The sequence below is a fragment of the Enterobacter sp. MGH 38 genome, from assembly GCF_000492855.1.
GTDB lineage: Bacteria > Pseudomonadota > Gammaproteobacteria > Enterobacterales > Enterobacteriaceae > Enterobacter > Enterobacter hormaechei_C.
In genome coordinates, this window is the sequence record NZ_KI535607.1 from 49173 (window position 1) to 67695 (window position 18523).

An 18523-nucleotide genomic window follows, 5' to 3' on the forward strand; every position below is an offset into this window, starting at 1 on the left:
CGTGACAGATTAAGCTGCTTTGTTTGCTGCTTTGATCAGCGTAGCAACGCGATCGGAAACAGTAGCGCCCTGGCCAACCCAGTGAGCGATACGATCCAGATCCAGACGGGTTTCTTCTTCTGCGCCAGCGGCCAGTGGGTTGAAGAAACCAACGCGCTCGATGAAGCGACCGTTGCGTGCATTACGGCTGTCAGTCACAACAACCTGGTAGAACGGACGCTTTTTAGCGCCGTGACGTGCTAAACGAATAGTTACCATAACATCCTCTTGTGTGAATAAAACAACCGGGCCCCATCGAGGAACGGAGCCCGGGTGTCATATTAAAAGCCCGAAAATTTTACTCATTTTCGGGCAAAAAGCAATCTCAAAAGCGATTATCGCCCAGGAAAACCGGGCGGCATCATGCCTTTCATGCCGCGCATCATCTTCGCCATGCCGCCTTTCTTCATTTTCTTCATCATGCGCTGCATGTCGTCGAACTGTTTCAGAAGGCGGTTTACGTCCTGCACCTGCATGCCGCAACCGGCAGCGATACGGCGTTTACGGGAACCTTTGATGATTTCTGGCTTCGCGCGCTCTTTCAGCGTCATCGAGTTGATGATGGCCTCCATACGCACCAGCACTTTGTCATCCATCTGGGATTTGACGTTGTCCGGGATCTGGCCCATGCCTGGCAGTTTGCCCATCAGGCTTGCCATGCCGCCCATGTTTTTCATCTGACGCAGCTGCTCAAGGAAGTCGGTCAGATCGAAACCGTCACCTTTTTTCAGCTTGCTGGCGAGTTTTTCCGCCTGGGCGCGGTCAACCTTGCTTTCAATATCTTCGATCAGCGACAGCACGTCGCCCATGCCGAGGATACGGGAGGCAATACGATCCGGATGGAACGGCTCCAGCGCTTCGGTTTTCTCGCCCACGCCGAGGAACTTAATTGGCTTACCGGTAATATGACGAATAGACAGCGCCGCACCGCCGCGGGCATCGCCGTCGACTTTGGTCAGCACCACGCCGGTTAACGGCAGGGCTTCGTTAAACGCTTTTGCGGTGTTTGCCGCATCCTGACCGGTCATGGCGTCAACAACAAACAGGGTCTCTACTGGATTGATAGAGGCATGAACCTGCTTGATTTCGTCCATCATCGCTTCGTCAACGTGCAGTCGACCGGCGGTATCCACCAGCAGCACGTCGTAGAATTTCAGCTTCGCCTCTTTCAGCGCCGCGTTAACGATGTCGACAGGCTTCTGGGCCACGTCGGACGGGAAGAAGTCCACGCCAACCTGCTCGGCCAGCGTTTCCAGCTGTTTGATCGCCGCCGGGCGATACACGTCCGCCGACACCACCAGCACCTTTTTCTTGTGCTTTTCGCGCAGGAATTTCCCCAGCTTACCGACGCTGGTGGTTTTACCCGCACCTTGCAGACCCGCCATCAGCACGACGGCTGGCGGCTGAGCCGCCAGGTTAAGCACCTGGTTCTCTTCGCCCATCGCCGAAACCAGCTCGTTACGGACGATTTTGACGAACTCCTGACCCGGAGTCAGGCTCTTGTTCACTTCATGGCCAACCGCTTTCTCTTTCACGCGGTTGATAAAGTCACGCACGACCGGCAACGCGACGTCTGCTTCCAGCAGCGCCATGCGCACTTCGCGCAGCGTTTCCTTGATGTTCTCTTCGGTGAGGCGTCCACGGCCGCTGATGTTGCGCAGCGTGCGCGACAAACGATCGGTTAAATTATCAAACATTGTCTCTCGCCTGGGGTAGAAACGTTAGGTCGCCTGGGCGACACATACACAGAATTTTGCCGGAGTATAACATGAAGGCGCCTTTGTTGTTATGCAACGGTTGGAGCAGGCGTCACGTAACGTTATACTGCTTCTCTTTCTTATTAAGACAACTGTCGACGCCTATATGCCTGTTTTCGCACTGATCGCCCTTGTTGCCTACTCTGTCAGCCTCGCGCTGATCATTCCTGGCCTGCTGCAAAAAAACAGCGGCTGGCGGCGCATGGCTATTCTTTCGGCAGTGATCGCACTGATTAGCCACGCGTTTGCGCTGGAATCACGCATTATCCCCGGCGACGGCAGCGTGCAAAATCTGAGCGTACTGAACGTCGGCTCGCTGGTCAGCCTGATGATCTGTACGGTCATGACCATTGTCGCGTCTAAAAACCGTGGCTGGCTGCTGCTGCCGATAGTCTACGCCTTTGCGCTGATCAATCTGGCGTTAGCCACGTTCATGCCCAATGAGTTTATTACTCACCTGGAAGCCACGCCGGGGATGCTGGTGCATATCGGCCTGTCGCTCTTTGCCTACGCGACGCTGATCATCGCCGCCCTTTACGCCATGCAGCTCGCCTGGATTGACTACCAGCTGAAAAATAAAAAGCTGGCGTTTAACCACGAAATGCCGCCGCTGATGGTGATTGAGCGTAAGATGTTCCACATCACCCAGGTCGGCGTGGTGCTGCTGACGCTCACGCTCTGCACCGGGCTGTTTTACATGAAGAACCTGTTCAGCGTGGAGAATATCGATAAAGCGGTGCTCTCCATCATCGCGTGGTTTGTCTATATTGTCCTGTTATGGGGCCATTATCATGAAGGCTGGCGCGGTCGTCGCGTGGTCTGGTTCAACGTAGCGGGTGCGGGCATTCTCACGCTTGCCTATTTTGGTAGCCGCTTCATACAGCAATTTGCTGGCTAAGTAACAAAAGGAGTTCCCCCTGGAACACATCTCTACCACCACGCTGATCGTCATTCTGGTCATCATGGTGGTCATCTCCGCTTATTTCTCTGGCTCTGAAACCGGCATGATGACGCTGAACCGCTACCGGTTACGTCATCGCGCCAAGCAGGGTAACCGTGCCGCGCGTCGTGTCGAAAAGCTTCTGCGTAAGCCGGACCGTCTGATTAGCCTGGTGCTTATCGGTAACAACCTGGTCAATATTCTCGCCTCTGCACTGGGCACCATCGTCGGGATGCGTCTGTACGGCAACGCAGGCGTGGCGATTGCCACAGGTGTGCTCACGTTTGTGGTACTGGTGTTTGCGGAAGTGTTGCCCAAAACCATCGCGGCGCTTTACCCGGAAAAAGTCGCCTACCCGAGCAGCTTCCTGTTAGCACCGCTGCTTATTCTGATGATGCCGCTGGTCTGGCTGCTGAATATGGTGACACGGGTGCTGATGCGCATGGTCGGTATAAAGGCAGACGTCACCATCAGTAGCGCGCTCAGCAAAGACGAACTGCGTACCATAGTGAACGAATCCCGCTCGCAGATCTCCCGCCGCAATCAGGACATGCTCCTGTCGGTGCTGGATCTGGAAAAGGTCAGCGTTGACGACATCATGGTGCCGCGCAATGAAATCGTCGGGATTGATATCAACGACGACTGGAAGGCCATTGTCCGCCAGCTGACGCACTCCCCGCACGGGCGTATCGTCCTCTATCGCGATTCTCTCGACGATGCCATCAGCATGCTGCGCGTGCGCGAGGCCTATCGCCTGATGACTGAGAAAAACGAGTTCACCAAAGAGGTAATGCTGCGCGCCGCCGACGAAATTTACTACGTGCCGGAAGGCACCCCACTCAGCACGCAGCTGGTGAAGTTCCAGCGCAACAAGAAGAAAGTCGGCCTGGTGGTGGATGAATACGGCGATATACAGGGGCTGGTGACGGTCGAAGATATTCTGGAAGAGATTGTCGGGGACTTTACCACCTCGATGTCGCCTTCCCTTGCGGAAGAAGTCACCCCGCAAAATGACGGGTCAGTGCTTATCGACGGCAGCGCCAACATTCGTGAAATCAATAAAGCGTTCAACTGGCATTTGCCGGAAGACGAAGCGCGGACGATGAACGGAATGATCCTGGAAGCGCTGGAAGAGATCCCGGCGGCAGGCACGCGCGTGCGTATTGAGCAGTATGATATTGATATTCTGGACGTTCAGGACAACATGATTAAGCAGGTTAAGGTCCTGCCCGTTAAACCTTTACGCGAAAGTATCGCCGAGTAATGTTGTAGGCCGGGTGAGGCGAAGCCGCCACCCGGCACTACGGGTCGGCAAATTACGCTTTCGCTTTCGCCACGGTCACCATCGCAGCGCGAATAGTACGGCCGTTCAGGGTATACCCTTTCTGCATCACGCCCAGCACGTTACCCGCGGCAACGTCTTCGGATTCCACCATCGCAATGGCCTGGTGAACGTTTGGATCCAGCGGTACATCCGTATCGGCAATCACTTCAACACCGAACTTACGCACCACATCCAGCATGGATTTCAGCGTCAGCTCAATGCCTTCAATCATCGCCGCGTTATCCGGGTTAGCTTTATCCGCCACTTCCAGCGCGCGATCCAGGCTGTCGATCACCGGAAGCAGTTCGTTGACGAATTTCTCCAGCGCAAATTTGTGCGCCTTTTCAACGTCCAGCTCGGTACGACGGCGCAGGTTTTCCATTTCCGCTTTGATACGCAGTACGCCATCGCGTTCGCGATTCTGCGCTTCTACCAACTGAGCTTCCAGGTTGGCAATTTTTTCATCGCGCGGGTCCACCTGCTCAGCAGACGTGTCTGGCTCTACTGCCTCAACTTCATCGTGCTGTTCCGTGATAATTTCTTCAGGGGCTTGCCCCTCAGGCGTTTTCTGTTCTTTACTACTCATGAATTTCTCCGCGTTTTTCTGCATTCATCTCGCTAACTTCGCTTATTATGGGGATCAGTTTCCTGGATTCAAGGGAACAAGGCAGATTGTCATCATTCATCAGGCACAAGGACCTCCAGAAAATGAATAATCATTTCAGGTGTATTGGGATCGTCGGCCATCCGCGTCACCCTACCGCATTGACGACACATGAAATGTTGTATCGCTGGCTGTGTGGTAAAGGCTATGAAGTGATGGTCGAGCAGCAGATTGCCCAGGAGTTGCAGCTTAAAAGCGTCAGAACCGGCACGCTGGCGGAAATTGGCCAGCAGGCGGATCTCGCCGTGGTGGTCGGTGGCGACGGCAATATGCTGGGCGCGGCGCGAACGCTGGCTCGCTATGATATTAAGGTTATAGGTGTTAACCGTGGCAATCTCGGTTTCCTGACCGACCTCGACCCGGACAATGCGCAGCAGCAGCTGGCGGACGTGCTGGAAGGCCACTATATCAGTGAAAAACGGTTTTTGCTGGAAGCCCAGGTGTGTCAGCAGGACTGCCAGAAGCGCATCAGCACCGCCATTAACGAGGTGGTTCTCCACCCCGGTAAAGTGGCGCACATGATCGAATTCGAAGTCTATATCGACGAAATCTTCGCTTTCTCGCAGCGGTCTGACGGGCTGATTATTTCAACCCCGACGGGGTCCACCGCCTACTCGCTTTCAGCCGGAGGTCCAATCCTTACGCCATCGCTGGATGCCATTACCCTGGTGCCGATGTTCCCGCATACGCTCTCGGCGCGTCCGCTGGTGATCAACGGCGACAGCACCATCCGCCTGCGTTTTTCTCATCGCCGCAGCGATCTGGAGATCAGCTGCGACAGTCAGATTGCGCTCCCCATTCAGGAAGGTGAAGATGTCCTCATTCGCCGCTGCGATTACCACCTGAACCTCATTCACCCAAAAGATTACAGCTATTTCAACACATTAAGCTCCAAGCTCGGCTGGTCAAAAAAATTGTTCTGATTTTGCATCCAGCACTTTACTGTATATAAAACCAGTTTATACTGTATACAAACACAGTTATGGTTTTTCATACAGGAAAACAATTATGCTGGCACAACTGACCATCAGCAACTTTGCCATTGTTCGTGAGCTTGAGATCGACTTCCATAGCGGAATGACGGCGATTACCGGTGAAACCGGTGCAGGTAAATCCATTGCCATTGATGCCCTCGGCTTGTGCCTCGGTGGTCGTGCAGAGGGGGATATGGTGCGCACAGGCGCCGCCCGTGCCGATCTCTGCGCCCGCTTCTCGTTAAAAGACACACCTGCCGCCCTGCGCTGGCTGGAAGCAAACCAGCTCGAAGACGGACGTGAGTGTTTACTTCGCCGCGTCATCAGCAGCGATGGCCGCTCCCGCGGTTTTATCAATGGTACAGCGGTTCCCCTCTCCCAGCTTCGCGAGCTGGGCCAGCTGCTCATCCAGATCCATGGTCAGCATGCGCACCAGCAGTTAATCAAACCCGAACAACAGAAAGCCCTGCTTGATGGCTACGCAGGTGAGTACGCGCTTACTCAACTCATGGCGGAGCACTATCGTCAGTGGCATCAAAGCTGCCGCGAACTTGCGCAGCATCAGCAGCAAAGCCAGGAGCGTACCGCGCGCGCCGAGCTGCTGGAATATCAGTTGAAAGAGCTGAACGAATTTAACCCGCAGACGGGTGAATTTGAGCAAATCGACGAAGAGTACAAGCGTCTGGCCAACAGCGGTCAGCTGCTCTCCACCAGCCAGACTGCCCTTAACATGCTGGCGGATGGCGAAGACGTGAATTTGCAGAGCCAGCTGTACAACGTGCGTCAGCTTGTGACCGAACTGACCGGCATGGACAATAAGCTTTCTGGCGTACTGGAAATGCTGGAAGAGGCCGCGATTCAGATTTCAGAAGCCGGGGATGAGCTGCGCCACTACTGTGAACGTCTGGATCTCGATCCGAACCGTCTGTTCGAGCTTGAGCAACGCATCTCCCGTCAGATTTCACTGGCGCGTAAGCATCACGTTACCCCGGAAGAGCTGCCGAATTACTATCAGTCTCTGCTGGAGGAACAGCAGCAGTTGGACGATCAGGCCGATTCCCTTGAAACCTTGTCTCTGGCGGTTAATCTGCATCATCAGCAGGCGCTGGAAACGGCGAAACGGCTGCACGACGTGCGGCAACACTATGCGCAGGAGCTTAGCCAGCACATTACCGACAGCATGCATACGCTGGCGATGCCGCATGGGGTGTTCACCATAGATGTTCGCTTTGAAGAGAATCACCTGACGGCGGAAGGCGCAGACCGCGTAGAATTCCGCGTCACCACCAACCCGGGCCAGCCTTTGCAGGCAATTTCGAAAGTGGCTTCCGGTGGTGAACTGTCGCGTATCGCCCTGGCCATTCAGGTGATTACCGCCCGTAAAATGGAAACCCCGGCGTTGATTTTCGATGAAGTGGATGTGGGTATCAGCGGCCCGACCGCGGCCGTTGTCGGCAAACTGCTGCGTCAGTTGGGTGAATCGACGCAGGTCATGTGTGTGACTCACCTGCCGCAGGTCGCCGGATGTGGTCATCACCACTTTATCGTCAGCAAGGAAACCGATGGTGAAATGACGGAAACGCACATGAAGCCGCTGGATAAACGCTCACGCTTGCAGGAGCTGGCACGCTTGCTCGGCGGCAGTGAAGTCACTCGCAATACCCTCGCGAATGCGAAAGAACTGCTGGCGGCATAAACTTTTTCGGGATCTCAGGGTCATACAGAACAACAAAAACGCCGCCAGACCGGTTTCAAAGTGGGGCAAGGTCTATTATCATCGGCATATTACATATGAGCCGCGTACTGCTCGGGCCCGAAAAGGAATCAAATCACTATGCGCTGTAAAACGCTGACCGCTGCCGCAGCGGTTCTTCTGATGTTGACCGCAGGCTGTTCCACTCTGGAGAAAGTGGTTTACCGTCCTGACATCAACCAGGGGAACTACCTTACCCCTAACGATGTGTCCAAAATCCGCGTGGGTATGACACAACAGCAGGTCGCTTATGCCCTGGGAACCCCGATGATGTCCGATCCCTTCGGCACAAACACCTGGTTCTATGTATTCCGCCAGCAGCCTGGTCATGAAGATGTAACCCAGCAAACCCTGACGCTGACCTTCAGCAGTGCCGGCGTGCTGACCAACATCGACAACAAGCCTGCCCTGACCAAATAATCAGGCGTCAGCAACGCAAAAAGGTGCTCAATGAGCACCTTTTTTGTGTACATTTATTTGGCTACTTACCGGATTTCTCTGCTCGCTGACGGCGCAACTCTTTCGGGTCGGCAATCAACGGACGATAGATTTCAACCCTGTCGCCCTCTTTCAGCACATCACCGAGTTTAACCGGACGGCTATAAATGCCGACTTTATTCTTCGCCAGGTCAATATCACGGCGAAGTTCAAGGATGCCGGAGGCCCGGATAGCCGCCTCAACGGTGGCGCCCTCTTCAAGCGTCACGCGCTGCAAATACTGCTTCTCCGGCAGCGCATACACCACCTCAACAGCAATCTTATGCGACACTGTAAACCTCTTTGGCGCGCGTGGTGAACGCCTGAACCATATTCGAGGCCAGCTCTTTAAAGATTCGGCCAAACGCCAGTTCGATCAGCTTATTGGTAAATTCAAAATCCAGATGAAACTCAATGCGGCAGGCGTCAGCGCTCAGTGGCGTAAACTTCCACCCTCCCATCAGTTTTTTAAACGGACCATCCACCAGATGCATCAATATACTCTGATTGCTCGTCAGGATATTGCGCGTGGTGAACGTTTTGCTGATCCCCGCTTTGGAGACATCCACGGCCGCAGTCATCTGCGTCGGGCCAGATTCCAGCACCCGGCTACCGGTGCATCCTGGAATAAATTCCGGATAGGACTGAACGTCGTTCACTAACTGATACATTTGTTCCGCGCTGTAGGGAACAAGCGCAGTACGGCTAATCTGAGGCATAGCATTTTCCATGGTCACACAACAGACAAATAATAACATTTATCACCTGTTAAAAAAACGCTAAGCCTTATCTCGTGCTAATATAGCGCGTTAGACCTCACAGGACGCAATGAGGTGACTTTTTAACATCAGATTACCGACGGCTTTACGACACTTATGACGAAGAAAAAAGCACATAAACCTGGTTCGGCGACCATTGCGCTTAACAAGCGTGCTCGCCACGAGTATTTCATCGAAGAAGAATTCGAGGCCGGCCTTGCGTTGCAGGGCTGGGAAGTAAAATCGCTGCGTGCCGGGAAAGCCAATATCGGCGACAGCTACGTGATCCTGAAAGACGGTGAGGCCTTCCTGTTCGGCGCGAACTTTACGCCGCTGACCGTCGCCTCTTCACATTACGTTTGCGATCCTACCCGCACCCGTAAGCTGCTGCTGAACAAGCGCGAACTGGAATCCCTCTACGGACGCATCAACCGTGAAGGCTTCACCGTGGTGGCACTCTCTTTGTACTGGAAAAACGCCTGGTGCAAAGTGAAAATCGGCGTGGCGAAAGGTAAGAAACAGCACGACAAGCGTACTGACCTGAAAGCACGCGAGTGGCAGCTCGACAAAGCACGTATCATGAAAAACGCAGGACGTTGATTCTGCGCACTTATTGTACTATTCAATAAGTTAGCGTTTCGGGCTGGTGTCGAGGAAGTGAAATCTGGTATACTGAGTTCAACACTATTGGGGCTGATTCTGGATTCGACGGGATTTGCGAAACCCAAGGTGCATGCCGAGGGGCGGTTTGCCTCGTTAAAAGCCGCAAAAAAATAGTCGCAAACGACGAAAACTACGCTTTAGCAGCTTAATAACCTGCTAAGAGCCCTCTCTCCCTAGCTTCCGCTCTTAAGACGGGGATCAAAGAGAGGTCAAACCCAAAAGAGATCGCGTGGAAACCCTGCCTGGGGTTGAAGCGTTAAAACTAATCAGGCTAGTTCGTTAGTGGCGTGTCTGTCCGCAGCTGGCGTGCGAATGTAAAGACAAACTAAGCATGTAGTACCGAGGATGTAGAAATTTCGGACGCGGGTTCAACTCCCGCCAGCTCCACCAAATCATGATCCGGATACGTCCGGTGAAGTACATAAAGCCCGCATGGCACAAGCCCTGTGGGCTTTTTTGTGTCTGTCGTTGTCCGAGAATATCCGGCTAAATCCAGAGAAAATTGGTACACGTTTAGGTACACGCTATACTGTGGTCCATTAAACGTGTACCAATTATGGAAGGGATCTAGGCATGGCGCGCATCACACGCCCCCTCACTAACAACGAAATCCTTAAAGCCAAATCTAGGGAAAAAGACTTCACTCTTCATGATGGTGACGGCCTGTTCTTGCTCGTCAAAACCACCGGTAAAAAACTCTGGCGCTTCCGCTATCAACGTCCGGTCAGTGGCAGCCGAACCAATTTGAGTCTCGGCTCATACCCTGCTCTTACTCTCGCAGCCGCTCGTCAGATACGCGATCAGCACTTAACCGCGCTCGCACAAGGTATGGATCCGCAACAGCAACAAGAGCAGGCATCAGAACAGCGTCAGATTGAGCTAGATAGCATTTTCTCAACTGTGGCCGCCAACTGGTTCAAAATGAAGAGAAAAAGCGTCACTGAAGACTATGCGAAAGATATTTGGCGCTCTTTAGATAAGGACGTGTTCCCCGCAATAGGCGCGATACCTGTTCAGGAGATTAAGGCCAGAACAATTGTTGAAGCATTGGAGCCAATCAAAGCGCGTGGTGCATTAGAGACGGTTCGCCGCCTTGTGCAACGTATTAACGAAATCATGATCTACGCAGTTAACACTGGTCTTATCGATGCAAATCCAGCATCGGGTGTTGGGATGGCATTCGAGAAACCGAAAAAGCAGAACATGCCGACGCTTCGACCAGAAGAATTGCCAAAACTCATGCGCTCTTTGGTGATGTCGAATCTCTCAGTTTCTACCCGCTGTCTAATTGAATGGCAACTCCTGACGCTGGTGCGCCCATCTGAGGCTTCTGGCGCTCGTTGGGAAGAAATCGACCTCAATGCCAAACTCTGGACGATCCCAGCAGAACGGATGAAGGCGAAACGTGAACACATTGTACCTCTATCTCCTCAGGCATTAGAGATTCTGGAAGTGATGAAGCCTATCAGTGCTCACCGAGAATATGTTTTCCCGAGCAGGAATGATTCAAAGCAAGCTATGAATAGCCAAACAGCTAATGCCGCTTTGAAACGTATAGGTTATGGTGGAAAACTTGTTGCTCATGGTCTGCGCTCTATCGCAAGTACGGCTATGAATGAAGCCGGTTTCAATGCGGATGTTATCGAAGCGGCTTTAGCTCATAGCGATAAAGATGAAGTTCGAAGAGCTTATAATCGCTCTATTTATCTCCCACAAAGGCAAGATTTACTTGCCTGGTGGGGAGACCTCATCGATAAAGCAAAGTAAATTACAATATCATTATGCAGGCTTTGAAGACCCAAAGCCCGCTCTTTGCAAATATTTCCTATGCAATGGTGAAAGCTTATCCAAATTATATTGCAGTAAATATTGCCAAGTGGTTTGCTCATTGTTTATTTTTTGTTTTTTCAATAATTCAATTGCAGTACTTCTATTTATTCCATAAGCCATCACCTCTAAAACCTGAGGATCATAATTACCCATTTCTAACATAGATGAGAGATTGAGGAAAAATGCATTCAACGTACGCTCTTCCTCAGACATAAATGAGCTTACTACGTCAGCCCAAAGCGAGAGATATTTAACCAAAATGAATGTCAAATTAGTATTGATGTGTGTAGTTACAAAATTGGTAATCCCGTCAACCTTCTTATAATCAACTGGAATGCCTTTATTTATTAATTTCTTAGTAATCATGTCATCTATAAAAAACCTATAATTTCTACCTTGCATCCACTTATGTGAGTCGTTTACTAACTTAAAGATAGAAACGAAATGACTTGACTTTCTTGACACACCATCTTCTTTATAATTAATCTCTTTCTCTATCTCAAAAATATCATTCAGCCGTAAAATTATGCTTTTATATTGGTTATAATAATTCATATGCTGAAATTCAGCATTGGGATCTGCCACTCCAGATTTAACTCTAGGATATTTATCAATCATCCATTTATTGACACCTTCGCTTTCAACCAAAAAATAAAGCTGATCAATCAAGAGGGGATCGATGAAAGGATTTTTATATATTATATCCTTCGGTACATTTAAAATATCTTCCAACGCTTCCAATCTATTCGTCATCACTCTAATTTGATTAAGAGTAAGATTGGAGTTGCTTATTATTTTCTCATAATGCTCTCTATCTACTAAAAACTGGCCTCGCAGATAGGAGGCAAGATTGACAGCATGAAGCTCTCCTTGAGTATCAACAATATCTTTAGTGTAGACATCAATGTAACTTACAACTGACTCACCATATTCATTGAGCTTTCTTAAAACTGAAGATTGTATCTCCTTTGTTTCATTCGACTCAATCTTATCTTCAGCCCACTCTTCATCAACAAGCTGAATGCAAAAAATCTCACCATATAAAGATGTACTAATCCTACCTGCACGGCCAATAAGATTTAAAAAATCAAAATGAGATAACTCATAGTCACCAATCTTTGGGGATATTACAATCATTCTATCAGCAGGAAGATTTACGCCCTGTAGTAAAGTTGAGGTGCACACCAAATTCCTAATCGCACCATCAGCGAAAAGATCCTCTACCTCGAGCCTTGCCACATCCAATAAGCCACCATGATGAAATGCAACCCCTTTCTTAAGGCATCTAACAAGAGAATACAGAGGATGTATCTCATTTTCTAAAAATGAACACAAACTATCTATTCTTGAATCATACACTAAATCAGTATTATCTTCATCTAGCTCCGAATCTTCATTGTTAGTTTGAGCAATTGCCAGCGCCCATCCCTCAGCCAAATTCTTCTTAGGTGCGTATATTATATTTTGTTCATCAGCATCTAGAATAGAAGTGATATGCTTTAATGCTGCACCCTTTGATGAAGATAATTTACTATACAATGCCTTACCTATATCGTACTCACCTAACACCGCATCCCCAACCGGGCTTATTAATTTATAATTAACGGTTTTCTTATTTTTATGTACTGTAAGCACAACTTTTAACTGCAAAACCGGGGTTGTAGAAGTTGTTTGCTCAACTAGATTAAGGTCAATAATTTTATTGAGTGAATGATGTAAATTTATTATGTATGGGCCAGCCATAATAAATTGAGTTGACTGCCATAAGCTTGTCATTCTATAGATAACATTCTCAAAAACATTACCCCTACTTTTATCCTCTAAATTTTGTATTTCATCAAAAAAAACTATTTTAGGTGCTTTTTTACCATTCTCATTTAACAATCGCATACATCTTTCAGGCGTGAGAACATATACTATTTTTAAATCATCATTTTCTGAATCCTTATAGGTTGTCATCACTGTAGCTATGTCTTTTAACTCTCTAGACATTTCATTGCCGACTTGGTTTATCAGCGCCTTTGAGGGTACAACGTAAACGAAGTAACCATCATTTGCAGATATAACACTATCGTAAATATACCTTTTAATTACAAATGATTTACCGGCCGATGTTGGTGCAGATACTGCAACGTTTTCACCGCGTTCTAGTTTGTCCCACAGACTTCTTTGAAAATGAGTAAAATAAATATAATTATTGTCAGAAACTCTTTTTTCAAGAAGAAACTTTTGACTTGTGAGTTCAAAATCCAATGATGAACTAAAGTGTTTAATAATATTCCCTTGACTAAAAAGACCTTCTAAATGCTTAGCAGAGACTATATTACCAGCTCTAGATTGCAGAATATAACAAGCTTTGAGATATAGATCATTACTTGTGTCGTATAAATAGAGCAATGTACCGAATGCACTTGCAATATTTTTATCGGTTTCGTTGCCTGATGATCCAAGTGATGCAAGCCAAGTTGCTCTCCTAATCATTTCATCAGATATTTTATATTTTTCTTCCTTACCTCTATTTTTCAAAAACAAATGCTCAATCAATAAATTAAAAACGCTTGTAAAGTCTTGATGATTTAATGCTGTTGTAGCAGTACTTTTAGCCATAGCAACTCCAAAAGATATTTTATTAATTTTCTTTGTAATCTATTCCGTGGATAGCTCTATACAACGACTTTTTGAACTCACCAACATCTGTCATAGGTATTAGGAAAAAGTCTAAGAAGCAAGGTTTAACGTTAGGGTATTTGATTAACTTTGCATCGATGTCTGACTTTATCGCTTCCTTTTTTTTAGTAAGCCATGCATCAAACAGTCTTTCGGCCTCCGCCTTGTTTATTGCTTTTTCCTCTATGCTCTTAATTTCTGCATCTTCAAATATAAGCAGAACGGGGTGTGTTTTAACACACTCAGAGTAAATATCATCACCAGGAGTAAATGCTTTATAAATTAACTCCATAGTTTCAAAATCAAAATTACTTGATATATTAGTTCTTGCCATGAAAAGTTCATGACCAAGTGCACCACTAGTATAACTTTTTGTAAATCTGTCAAGAGAGTCAAATGCGCTTTCCAGCGCGCCACTAAAACTCTTATATATTTTCGACTCACCAATTAAAATTGAAAGATTTTCTCTATACACACCGAAGAAAACACCATCACCACCCTTAACCTGATCGTTTAAGTTAGTTAAATTAGTGATTTTATGTGAGACCATCGGTGTATTAAGTATAGCCTCAGATAGGATATAAAGGAGCAACTCCCCGTACTTACCATCCTTGACTGGATTAGTATCCCCAAAAAACTGTGCAGCTTTTCTAAAAGGGGTAACGCCATCCGCTTTCATTTTAGCAAGAGCTTCTTTATCAAAAACGTAGTGTTCAATAGCATCAGCCATAGACTCAACTAAGTGATGATGCTCTTGTATAACTCCGCTGAATGGGATGGTAAAAATCCTTGAAACTATCTTAGCTTGACTCTCACAAGGGTGATTAACCAACCTTGATTCAATCCATTTGTGATTGTTCGTAATCAACTCTTTCCAGTTTATCGATTTGAGCTTTTCTACACTGTCCATGATAAGTCAGTCAATTTTATTCAGAGTAGTCTCATTCTCTATCAAAACACGCTAAGCCCATAGCTGATCATTTAACCAGCTTTGATTCAGTATCATTACTTCGCGCGCAATGCTCTCCCCGCCACGCCTGCCCGCTTAAGGGGGCGTTTTTAATGCAGGTGCATGAACGGCCTCAGAGCGCGCCAGTGCTGGCGCTGGCGGGGGATTCAGTGTCGTTAAAATGCATGCAACACCATGCACCTATGCATGCATGGCTTATATACGTAAAAATGGCGGGATTTTCGGGGATTTTCAAGCGGGCTATTGCACGACCAGTTCTGCACGGCGGCGGGTGTAATTCAGGTTCTGTGCAGGCGTGAATTTTTCACGATTATCATCTCGCGAAGCCGCATCAGGCCTGAATCCGATGGCCGTTAAAATGTCATTGTCCTGCGCCGAATAATTAATTTTTTCACCGGCGGCCAGCCAGAGCTGTAGCGCCTCGCGCAGATAATCGAGTGAGTGCTGCATAGCGCAGCGCTGAACGGCGGAATGTTGCCCGGAATAATTCATCAGTTCAGGGGCAAGGGCGGCGGCCAACTCCGCGCCGTGCGCCTGCATAAAATCATTTAATCGGTCGCGGATGCTGATGCGCTGCACCTCCTCATGTGAGCGGATGTAGCGACCGGCAGCCTGATTAATTTCCCATTTTTTCACGTCGATAATCTCACGCAGCGTTTGCAGGCTCCGGCCGCTGTGGCCGCTGCCGGCAAGCTGTTCGCGGTATGCCTGTTCGGCCTGCGTCAGTTCTTCCCTGCGTTGCAGCCAGGCGGATTTATTTGCCTGACAGGCCTCAAAGGCTTTCTGTAGCGTCAGTGTGGTCACGTATGTTTCTCCTGATGACTGGCCGTGCTTACGCACCGGCACGGTTAACGGTGGCCGCCGGTGCGGGTAGCGGGATAACCGGCTCTGTCACCGGTGAACGAATAACCCCGTCGATGGATTCAAGCGTGCGGAACGTGGCCGAGCACTCGATGTTCATGCACTGGTGATAGCGCTGTTTGACGTTATCGGACAGATACCGGCTGGTGCGGGAATGCGCGCTGGTTTTGCAGAACGGACAGTGAAACATGCTTACTCCTCTGCTTTTGTCTCGCCATTCTCAGCCAGCTTTCTGGCGAGCATCATTCTCTTCGCAGGGCTGCGTAACAGCTCCGTATCAACGTCAGTAATCTGCGGCCGGTGCATGCCCGTCACGGACAACACCGGCTCCTGCTTCATATCGAAGTGATACAGGCTGCCCTGACGGCTCAGCGCATCGCGCAGCTCACTGATGACCACGGACTGCGGGGCGCTCTCCCCCTTCATTTCGAGGGCACGAATGCGCAGCAGGAAAGCGCGGATGAGGGCGACAGGAACCGAATTGACAGCCTGAGCCCATTCCGCACCGGCGTAAGCGGTAAAGGCATCTTCATGCGCTGAAAGGTATTTATTGCCGGTGGAGCAGGCATTCAGCATGGCGCGTGTCCGGTCAGTCTCCAGCTCCGCAATCAGGCCGGTGAACTCGTCGGCCAGCTCGCGACTGGCGATACGCCTGCTGTGCTCAGCTTTCATTTCAGGGGTGAGACTGCCGCGCAGGGTGCGAAAGCGGCTGCGCCAGTCCTGCTCCGCTTCTGCGCTCTCATCGAGGGCGGTCTGCCGCTCCTGCTTACAGCGTTCAATGGACTTATTAATCTCTTTCAGTACCTGCATGCTGGCCGCGTGGGTGTCTCTGGCCGCAGTGAATGCGCTCAGCTTGTCGGTGATGTGCTGGCTGTTCTCTGCGGACTGCCTGGCGGCAACATCTTGCAGGGCGGTAATGACTGTTTCGGGTTTCATTTTCAGGCTCTCCGTTTATTCAACCTGAAATGATTCTGCCCTTCATCACACAACATCTCGATTCATTGCAGTTGTGGCAGTTCTGGCACAAACACCACTCAAAACCCGGCTTGCCAGGGAAAGGTCTCAGCAAAACCTTACTCATCGTTTGTTTTTTTACTTATAACTATTCACCACTGTTCACCTATAATAAAAATATAAGTAATACAGTAAGATAAAGGGTGAACAGTTGAGGGTCTGACTGTTCACCGTCTGTTCACCACTGTTCACCCTCCTGTTTTGCTCTGTCGATACCACTTAGACTTTATTCCGATTAAAAATAAAAAAAATATAACCAAAAGCAATAAATATTGCTGCATTGTAATGCAGTGATTTGCATATCTTTGCCTGCGTTTGTCTTTGTTTGCCAGAGCGAAAAGTCAATGTTTGTTTCCCCGAAAATCTCACATGACCTGAGGAAAAATATAGACATAATAAGGAGCTACCCGAAGCCGGACGGACATGACCGGCCCTGTATGGACTTTATGAGGTAGCCCGATGCACACCGCTTTTTCTTCCCCGTCTTCTGCCCCTGCCGCACCACTGATGCCGGTTTCTGATGCCGTTCAGGAGCGCTTTATCCGCCTGCCTGAAGTGATGCATCTTTGCGGTCTGTCCCGGTCGACCATTTACGACCTCATCAGCCGGGAGGCTTTCCCGAAACAAATCTCCCTCGGCGGCAAAAACGTGGCGTGGGCGCAGTCTGAAATCACGGCATGGATGGCGGATCGCATTGCCGAACGCAACCGGGGCTATGACGCATGATGATGACCGTTCAGCAAACTGCCCCTTTTTCTGGCTTGCTTCTTTTCGCCGTTTCCAGGTATAGTTTTCCCGCTGTCGCAAAATCGGCAGCCGGAATTGGCGTTCCGAATAACTTCAAGGCGACACGACACGCGCCATGCGTGTTTTTTTATGTCGTTGCTCAGGCACACCCATTTTCAGGGCTGTGGTGTTTATTCGTGCACCCGAGTCCTTTTCTGATAATGGTAGTCCGGGCGGGGCAGCCTTCGGGCTGGCCGGTTTCCTTGAAGGCCGGTTACGCCAACCCCGTTCGGGCTGCCACCAGTGAAATTGGCGTTTCCGGTGGTAGTTTTTCAAACTACTTCAAGGAGGCTGCCATCATGGCTACTACCCTCACCCCGTCGTACCCGCAGTTTGTCTTTGTGTTTGCCGCCGTTCGTCGCGCAGACCGTAAACCCTGTATCTGTATGCTCCGCACCGTTGCCGGTGATGAACACGCTGCACGTCGTTCCCTTGTTCGCGATTACATCCTCTCATTCGCTGGCCGTCTGCCGGTTGCGGAGGTGCGTGCATGAGACACACCACCATTACTGCCCGTGACCTCGAATGTCTGGAGCATATGCGCAACGTCGGCCAGCTCGTCAATGAGCTGATGCAGGTGCAGGACTGCGCCACCGTTCGTCGTGACCCTGCGCAGCAGTCACAGCTCACCTCTGTGATTTACCTTATGACCGCCCAGCTCGACGGCGTGGTAGAGCGCTGCAATCAGCGCTGGCTGACCGGGGAGGGCAACGTATGAAAAAGCCATTACCGCACGTATTACGCGCTGCGCTGTATCGTCGCGCCGTGGCCTGTGCATGGCTGACGGTATGCGAACATCAGCGCCGCTACCCAAACCTCACCCTCGACGCGCTGGAAAGTGCGATTGCCGACGAGCTGGAGGGGTTCTACCTGCGCCAGCACGGCGAGGAAAAAGGCCGTCAGATTGCCTGTGCACTGCTGGAAGATTTAATGGAAGACGGACCACTCAAGACCGCGCCCTCACTGTCCTTCCTCGGGCTCGCAGTGATGGATGAACTGTGCGCCCGTCACATTCAATCGCCTGTTGTGCACTGAGGGAGAAAATA

At 49.8% G+C, this 18523-nt stretch carries 21 protein-coding genes and 1 other RNA gene; 12 read left to right on the plus strand and 10 right to left on the minus strand.

From position 1 onward, the window contains the following. Positions 1–9 precede the first annotated feature (9 nt). Positions 10–258 carry a 30S ribosomal protein S16 gene (gene rpsP / locus L384_RS20580; RefSeq protein WP_003863133.1) on the minus strand — a complete coding sequence of 83 codons (249 nt, stop codon included), beginning with the start codon at positions 256–258 and terminating at the stop codon, positions 10–12. A gap of 116 nt (positions 259–374) precedes the next feature. Then, positions 375–1736: a signal recognition particle protein gene (ffh, locus tag L384_RS20575; RefSeq protein ID WP_003863132.1), complete on the minus strand. Its 1362-nt coding sequence runs from the start codon at positions 1734–1736 to the stop codon at positions 375–377. A gap of 166 nt (positions 1737–1902) precedes the next feature. On the opposite strand from ffh, the gene L384_RS20570 reads away from it, so the two are divergent. Together L384_RS20570 and L384_RS20565 are read left to right on the plus strand one after the other, a co-directional pair. Continuing rightward, positions 1903–2694, plus strand: coding sequence for a cytochrome C assembly family protein (locus L384_RS20570; RefSeq protein ID WP_003863130.1), 792 nt, complete (start codon positions 1903–1905; stop codon positions 2692–2694). Positions 2695–2713: 19 nt separating this feature from the next. Then, positions 2714–4000 (plus strand): HlyC/CorC family transporter, encoded by a 1287-nt coding sequence (locus tag L384_RS20565; protein WP_026094274.1) that lies wholly within the window; start codon positions 2714–2716, stop codon positions 3998–4000. A 52-nt stretch (positions 4001–4052) separates the two neighbouring features. Here L384_RS20565 and grpE read toward each other — a convergent pair whose 3' ends face one another. Continuing rightward, on the minus strand, positions 4053–4646 hold the full coding sequence (gene grpE / locus L384_RS20560; protein WP_003863126.1) for a nucleotide exchange factor GrpE: 594 nt from the start codon (positions 4644–4646) through the stop codon (positions 4053–4055). 122 nt (positions 4647–4768) lie between these two features. On the opposite strand from grpE, the gene nadK reads away from it, so the two are divergent. The 3 genes from nadK to bamE all read left to right on the plus strand — a co-directional run bounded on the left by nadK (position 4769) and on the right by bamE (position 7871). Further along, positions 4769–5647 (plus strand): NAD(+) kinase, encoded by an 879-nt coding sequence (gene nadK, locus L384_RS20555; RefSeq protein WP_003863124.1) that lies wholly within the window; start codon positions 4769–4771, stop codon positions 5645–5647. Between the two features lie 85 nt (positions 5648–5732). After that, positions 5733–7394 (plus strand): DNA repair protein RecN, encoded by a 1662-nt coding sequence (gene recN, locus L384_RS20550; protein ID WP_023323616.1) that lies wholly within the window; start codon positions 5733–5735, stop codon positions 7392–7394. Positions 7395–7532: 138 nt separating this feature from the next. Then, a complete protein-coding gene (gene bamE / locus L384_RS20545) occupies positions 7533–7871 on the plus strand; it encodes an outer membrane protein assembly factor BamE (protein ID WP_003863121.1) in 339 nt (112 codons plus the stop codon). Between the two features lie 61 nt (positions 7872–7932). Here bamE and L384_RS20540 read toward each other — a convergent pair whose 3' ends face one another. Both L384_RS20540 and L384_RS20535 read right to left on the minus strand, forming a co-directional pair. Further along, positions 7933–8220, minus strand: a complete 288-nt coding sequence (locus tag L384_RS20540; protein ID WP_003863119.1) for an RnfH family protein — start codon at positions 8218–8220, stop codon at positions 7933–7935. After that, on the minus strand, positions 8210–8647 hold the full coding sequence (locus L384_RS20535; RefSeq protein ID WP_196344390.1) for a type II toxin-antitoxin system RatA family toxin: 438 nt from the start codon (positions 8645–8647) through the stop codon (positions 8210–8212). The genes L384_RS20540 and L384_RS20535 overlap by 11 nt, the downstream gene beginning before the upstream one ends. 156 nt (positions 8648–8803) lie before the next feature. On the opposite strand from L384_RS20535, the gene smpB reads away from it, so the two are divergent. From smpB to L384_RS20525, 3 genes are all read left to right on the plus strand, one after another. Next, positions 8804–9286: an SsrA-binding protein SmpB gene (gene smpB / locus L384_RS20530; protein WP_003863115.1), complete on the plus strand. Its 483-nt coding sequence runs from the start codon at positions 8804–8806 to the stop codon at positions 9284–9286. Between the two features lie 89 nt (positions 9287–9375). After that, positions 9376–9739: a transfer-messenger RNA gene (gene ssrA / locus L384_RS21595) on the plus strand. Positions 9740–9922: 183 nt separating this feature from the next. Then, positions 9923–11116: an integrase domain-containing protein gene (locus tag L384_RS20525; RefSeq protein ID WP_023323617.1), complete on the plus strand. Its 1194-nt coding sequence runs from the start codon at positions 9923–9925 to the stop codon at positions 11114–11116. 12 nt (positions 11117–11128) lie between these two features. Here the strand turns inward: L384_RS20525 and L384_RS20520 are convergent, their stop codons facing one another. The 5 genes from L384_RS20520 to L384_RS20500 form a co-directional block, all read right to left on the minus strand. Continuing rightward, complete coding sequence (locus L384_RS20520; RefSeq protein WP_023323618.1) at positions 11129–13786, minus strand: DEAD/DEAH box helicase; 2658 nt, start codon at positions 13784–13786, stop codon at positions 11129–11131. A 22-nt stretch (positions 13787–13808) separates the two neighbouring features. Further along, positions 13809–14756 (minus strand): HamA C-terminal domain-containing protein, encoded by a 948-nt coding sequence (locus L384_RS20515; protein ID WP_023323619.1) that lies wholly within the window; start codon positions 14754–14756, stop codon positions 13809–13811. Positions 14757–15056: 300 nt separating this feature from the next. Beyond that, positions 15057–15620, minus strand: a complete 564-nt coding sequence (locus L384_RS20510; protein ID WP_023323620.1) for a phage polarity suppression protein — start codon at positions 15618–15620, stop codon at positions 15057–15059. A gap of 28 nt (positions 15621–15648) precedes the next feature. Continuing rightward, entirely contained in the window at positions 15649–15867 is a 219-nt protein-coding gene (locus L384_RS20505) for an ogr/Delta-like zinc finger family protein (protein WP_023323621.1), read from the minus strand. 2 nt (positions 15868–15869) lie between these two features. Further along, positions 15870–16613: a hypothetical protein gene (locus L384_RS20500; RefSeq protein ID WP_023323622.1), complete on the minus strand. Its 744-nt coding sequence runs from the start codon at positions 16611–16613 to the stop codon at positions 15870–15872. A 537-nt stretch (positions 16614–17150) separates the two neighbouring features. Here L384_RS20500 and L384_RS20495 point away from each other — a divergent pair. The 4 genes from L384_RS20495 to L384_RS20480 are packed head-to-tail and all read left to right on the plus strand — an operon-like array spanning position 17151 to position 18512. Next, the gene (locus tag L384_RS20495; protein ID WP_023165627.1) at positions 17151–17417 is read left to right on the plus strand and encodes a helix-turn-helix transcriptional regulator; all 267 of its coding nucleotides are present in this window, start codon (positions 17151–17153) and stop codon (positions 17415–17417) included. Beyond that, positions 17414–17971 carry a host cell division inhibitor Icd-like protein gene (locus L384_RS21600; RefSeq protein ID WP_071789838.1) on the plus strand — a complete coding sequence of 186 codons (558 nt, stop codon included), beginning with the start codon at positions 17414–17416 and terminating at the stop codon, positions 17969–17971. Before L384_RS20495 ends, L384_RS21600 begins: the two co-directional genes overlap by 4 nt. Continuing rightward, a complete protein-coding gene (locus L384_RS20485) occupies positions 17968–18195 on the plus strand; it encodes a hypothetical protein (protein ID WP_017692848.1) in 228 nt (75 codons plus the stop codon). The genes L384_RS21600 and L384_RS20485 overlap by 4 nt, the downstream gene beginning before the upstream one ends. Next, complete coding sequence (locus L384_RS20480; protein WP_023323624.1) at positions 18192–18512, plus strand: DUF5375 domain-containing protein; 321 nt, start codon at positions 18192–18194, stop codon at positions 18510–18512. Before L384_RS20485 ends, L384_RS20480 begins: the two co-directional genes overlap by 4 nt. Positions 18513–18523 lie beyond the last annotated feature (11 nt).